Here is a 2,936-nt window from a genome sequence, read left to right on the forward strand (position 1 = left end):
GGCCGCCTCCGGTTCCCAGCATTTCCGCTGGTCTCCCTCGCGGCGACTTAGAAAACAATACACCCACCACGCCCCCACCGCAAACCCACCCCCACAGCACGGTCCTCGGGGTGTCTGGCCCGGAAATCCGGGGCGAAACGGGGCATGGAGCCCGAAAGTAGCGACCCGGCATCGTTCTTCAGTTCTGTACCCTCCATCACATCCTGACGCAACGCCGGATACCATCGGAGGGTGAGGGCATACCGCCGGCGCAGGAGACGAGCCTTTCTCCATCGGCGTGCCTCCCGGACGGCCACCAAACGCCAGCCGACCGTCACCGGCCTGTCACAGGGCGAGGTGGCCACGCGGGTCGAGCACGGGCTGACAAACCGCGTCCCGGACACCACCAGCCGGAGCCTGTGGCAGATCTTCCGGGCCAACGTCTTCACGCTCTTCAATGCAATCGTCGGGACGAGCTTCCTGCTGCTACTGCTCTTGGGACAATGGCAAGACGCACTGTTCGGCCTCGCCGCCGTTAGCAACGCCGTGATCGGCGTTGTCGAGGAATACAGGGCGAAGAAGTCCTTGGACCGGTTGGCTGTTCTCAACGCCCCGCTGGCAAGGGTGTTGCGCGAGGGTCAGATCCACGACATCGCCACGGCCGACGTCGTGAAGGACGACGTCCTGGTGTTGCGGGCCGGGGACCAGGTCACTGCCGACGCCGCAGTACTCGAGTCGTCCGGCCTCGAGGTGGACGAATCGCTCCTCACGGGCGAAGCAGACCCCGTGGACAAGGACGCGGGGACGGAAGTGCTCTCCGGATCGATCGTCGTGGCCGGCCACGGCACTGCCCGGGTTGTCCGGGTAGGGGCGGAGTCGTTCGCGAGCCGGCTGACGGTCGATGCGCGTCGCTTCTCGCTGGTGAACTCCGAGATCCGCAACAGCCTTAACCGCGTACTGCGCTGGATTGCCTGGATCCTGCTGCCGGTGGCCATCCTCGTGATCAACGGCGAGATCCAGGCTCGCGGCGGCTGGCAGACCGCCTATTCCACCGGTGCCTGGACGCCGGCTCTGGTGGGCCTCATTGCCAGCATGATCGCGATCGTCCCGCTGGGACTCGTACTGCTCACGAGCGTGGCTTTCGCCGTGGGCGGGCTCCGGCTGGCCGGTCACAATGTGCTGATCCAGGAGCTCGCCGCTGTCGAGGGACTGGCACGCGTAGACGTACTGTGCATGGACAAGACCGGAACCCTCACAGAGGGAGGGCTGGTCTTCGATGCCGTCCACCCGTTGGCGCCGCAACCGGGATGGGAGCAAGCCCTGGCATGGTTTGGCGCAGAGCCCGAGGCAAACGCCACGGCACGCTGCCTGAGTACGGCTTTTGAGTACGACGGCGGCCTGCAGCCGGTGCGGTCAGTGCCGTTTTCCTCCGCCCGGAAGTGGAGCGGAGTCAGCTTCAACGGGCGCACGCGTGCGGCGCGCACCTGGATTCTCGGAGCGCCGGAGATGATGCTTGTGCAGGGGGAGGAGTCGCCCGGACTTGAGACGTCCCCGGTCTCTGCTCCCGACGGCGCCGTCCCGCCCCAGAGCAACGAGCCCAGCCGGGGCGACATCTTGCGTCAGGCCGGCGAACTGGCTGAGACAGGGCTGCGGACTCTGCTTCTGGCCCGCGCTGATCAGTTGCCGAGCAATGGGAAGTTGGAGGAGCTGCCGGGGTCCCTCCATCCTGTGGCCCTGCTGACGTTCCGGGAACAGCCCCGCGCCGATGCCCGGGAGACCCTCAAGTTCTTCCGCGACGAGGGCGTCGGTTTGAAGATCATCTCCGGCGATGATCCCCGGACCGTTGCCGCCATTGCGCGCCGGATTGGCCTGGAGGTCACGGAGGGCTTCGACGCACGCTCACTCCCCGAGGATCCGTTGCACCTGGAGGAAGTGATGGAGGCGAACATGGTTTTTGGTCGGGTGACTCCGGCCCAGAAGAGGGCTATGGTCGAGGCGCTGCAACGCCGGGGACACACCGTGGCAATGACCGGCGACGGCGTCAACGATGCCCTTGCGCTGAAGACAGCCGACCTTGGCATCGCCATGGACTCCGCGGCGCCCGCAACAAAGGCCGTGGCGCGTCTGGTGTTGCTCGACGGCCGCTTCGACCGACTTCCCGGGGTCCTTGCTGAAGGCCGGCAGGTGATCGCCAATATCGAACGCGTCTCGAGCCTCTTCCTGAGCAAGACCGTCTACGCGACGGCTATCGCAGTGACGTTCGGGCTCCTGGACTGGAAGTTCCCCTTCCTTCCCCGCCAGCTGTCCTTCACTGACGGCCTGACAATCGGAATCCCGGCGTTCTTTTTGGCGCTCATGCCGAACCCGCGCCGCTACCAGCCTGGATTCCTGCGCCGGGCCCTCTGGTTCTCCGTGCCGGCAGGACTTATCGTGACGGCCTCGCTGCTCACGCTCAATGCCCTGGCGCCGCTGTCCGCCACGGCGACGCCAGAACAAGTCAGCAGCGCCTCGGTGCTGACGCTGTCCATCGTTGGGCTGTGGATCCTCTCGGCTGTGTCCCGGCCCCTCAATGCAGGGCGTCTTGCTGTGGTGGTGGCCATGAGCGCCTCCTTGGTGGCCCTGCTCAACCTGCCGCTCGCGCAAGAGTTCTTCCTGCTCTCACGGCCTCCGGGCGGGTTGTTGCTCGCGGCGGTGGCATGCGGGGCCGCCGGGGGCCTCGGAGTCGAGGTTCTGGCCCGGGTCCACGCCCGCGCCTTCCCGGTGCAGGGGCTGGGCCGGAAGTGAAGAAGGATCCCGCCCGCGGACGTTCCACAGGTGGGGGAGGTCCCCCGGGGGTGTGCCGGTGGAGCCGGGGCTTTCCCCGGAGTCTGCTGGGAGTTTACCGAAACTGGTGCGGGTTCTAAATCGAAATTGATGTGGGTGTTAAATGCGGGAGGACCCCCAACCTGTGGTTGGGG

At 66.3% G+C, this 2,936-nt stretch carries 1 protein-coding gene; it reads left to right on the forward strand.

The genetic code is table 11. The annotated features are described in order from the left end of the window. The first annotated feature begins 231 nt into the window (after window positions 1-231). Complete coding sequence (locus tag ABD243_RS09455; protein WP_344364726.1) at window positions 232-2,763, forward strand: HAD-IC family P-type ATPase; 2,532 nt, start codon at window positions 232-234, stop codon at window positions 2,761-2,763. The last annotated feature ends 173 nt before the right edge of the window (window positions 2,764-2,936 follow it).

The sequence above is a fragment of the Arthrobacter humicola genome, assembly GCF_039531445.1.
GTDB classification, from domain to species: domain Bacteria; phylum Actinomycetota; class Actinomycetes; order Actinomycetales; family Micrococcaceae; genus Arthrobacter; species Arthrobacter humicola.